This is a genomic window from Sphingomonas sp. CCH9-E2 (assembly GCF_001557215.1).
Taxonomy (GTDB): domain Bacteria; phylum Pseudomonadota; class Alphaproteobacteria; order Sphingomonadales; family Sphingomonadaceae; genus Sphingomonas.
This window is the reverse complement of sequence record NZ_LSJM01000135.1, coordinates 1-2,156: the sequence shown is the minus strand read 5'-3', so window position 1 is coordinate 2,156 and position 2,156 is coordinate 1. Positions and strand designations below refer to the sequence as shown.

Here is a 2,156-nt window from a genome sequence, read left to right as displayed (position 1 = left end):
GCCCCGCCCCGTGCGCCCGCCACACGCCCGCGTCGAAATCCACCTCGCCATCGGCCAGCGTCAGCACCCAGGCCGGCAGCGATCCGATCGCGCCATCGCCCAGATCGCGGTCGACCCCGCCCAGCTCCAGCGTCTCCAGCCGCAGCCGCCCGCCCAACATCACGTTCTTCGCCTGAAAAATCGGATAGTCGGTCTGGCCCCAGGCGAGATTGAGCCGCCGATTGCCGACCCGGTTGAGGTTCAGCGTCTCGGCGATACCGTTGTTGATCAGCCCCATCTGCCCGCCCGTATCGAGCGCCAGCAGAAAGGCGCGGCCGCCGCCGAACGTCGCTTCCACCAGAACGCGGTCATCGGTCAGCCGGATCGGCACGGTGACCATGCCCTGCGCGCTTGCCCGCTTCATTCCGCCCAGCATCGCCGCCGCAGCGGCCCCGATCAGCAATGGCCGTCGTGCGATGTTCATTGCCGATCTCCTTGAAGCTACTGGATAAAGTTTCCCCCAGCTCGATGACGATAGCAAGACGGCAATCGCGCTTGCCCCGACTCGCCGCGTTCCCTACCTGTTCGCAATGTCCGTACCTCAGCCTTCCGCCGACGATCCCCCCTATCTGCGCGGCCTCAATGCGCCGCAGCGCGAAGCCGTGCTCACCGTCGACGGCCCCGTCCTCGTCCTCGCGGGCGCGGGCACCGGCAAGACCGCCGCGCTCACCGCGCGCCTTGCCCACCTGCTCTGGACCCGCCGCGCCTATCCGTCGGAGATCCTGTCGGTCACCTTCACCAACAAGGCCGCGCGCGAGATGCGCGAACGCGTCCGCCACCATGTCGGCGACGCGGTCGAGGGGATGCCGTGGCTCGGCACCTTCCACGCGATCGGTGCGAAGATGCTGCGCCGCCACGCCGAACTGGTCGGGCTGCAGAGCAACTTCACCATCCTCGACACCGACGACCAGCTGCGCCTGCTCAAGCAGTTGATCGTCGCCAACGATCTCGACGAAAAACGCTGGCCCGCGCGCCAGCTCGCCGGGCTGATCGACGGGTGGAAGAACAAGGGGCTGACCCCCGCGATGCTCGACGCGGGCGAGTCCGAGCATTTCGCCAATGGCAAGGGACAGGCGCTCTACCAGCAGTACCAGGACCGCCTGCGCGCGCTCAACGCCTGCGACTTCGGCGACCTGCTGCTCCACATGCTCACTATCCTGCGCACCCATCGCGACGTGCTGCAGCAATACCAACAGCGCTTCCGCTACATCATGGTGGACGAGTATCAGGACACCAACAGCGTCCAGTATCTCTGGCTCCGCCTGCTGGCGCAGGAGCGCAAGAACATCTGCTGCGTCGGCGACGATGACCAGTCGATCTACAGCTGGCGCGGCGCGCAGGTCGAAAACATCCTGAAGTTCGAAAAGGACTTTCCGGGCGCCAAGGTCATTCGCCTCGAACAGAATTACCGCTCCACCCCCCATATCCTCGCCGCCGCCGGCGCGGTAATCGCGAACAATAGCGGCCGCCTCGGCAAGGAATTGTGGACCGAGATCGACGCGGGCGAAAAGGTCCGCGTCATCGGCGTGTGGGACGGGCCTGAGGAAGCCCGCCGCGTCGGTGAGGACATCGAGAGCGCCCGCATCCGCACCGGCAAATCGCTCGACGATTTCGCCATCCTCGTCCGCGCCCAGCATCAGACGCGCGAGTTCGAAGACCGCTTCATCGCCACCGGCCTGCCCTATCGCATCGTCGGCGGCTTCCGCTTCTACGAACGCGCCGAAATCCGCGACGCGCTCGCCTATCTGCGCCTCGTCCACCAACCCGCCGACGACCTCGCCTTCGAACGCATCGTCAACGTCCCCAAGCGCGGCCTGGGCGACAAGGCAATCGCCAAGATCCACATGCTCGCCCGCGCCGAGGGCATCCCCCTGCTCGTCGCCGCCGCGCGCATCCTCGACACCGACGAACTCACCCCGCAGGCCCGCCGCGCGCTCGGCAGCTTCGTCGGCGACGTCGCCCGCTGGAGCCAGATGCTCCGCGCGCCGGTCCCGGTGGAGGGTGAGGAACTGCCGCCCACCCGCATCGGCCAGCTCCCCCACACCGAACTCGCCCAGATCATCCTCGACGAAAGCGGCTATACCGCGATGTGGCAGGCGGACCGCACCGCCGAAGCC

The 2,156-nt window shown here is 67.2% G+C and carries 2 protein-coding genes; one reads left to right on the top strand and one right to left on the bottom strand.

Translation table 11 applies throughout. The features are described 5' to 3' along the window. Nucleotides 1-463 (bottom strand): hypothetical protein (locus AX681_RS07375; RefSeq protein WP_156456050.1); only part of this gene is annotated, 463 nt, incomplete at its 3' end. A 106-nt stretch (nucleotides 464-569) separates the two neighbouring features. On the opposite strand from AX681_RS07375, the gene AX681_RS07370 reads away from it, so the two are divergent. Beyond that, a partial coding sequence (locus AX681_RS07370; protein WP_066681998.1) for an ATP-dependent helicase occupies nucleotides 570-2,156 on the top strand: 1,587 nt, incomplete at its 3' end.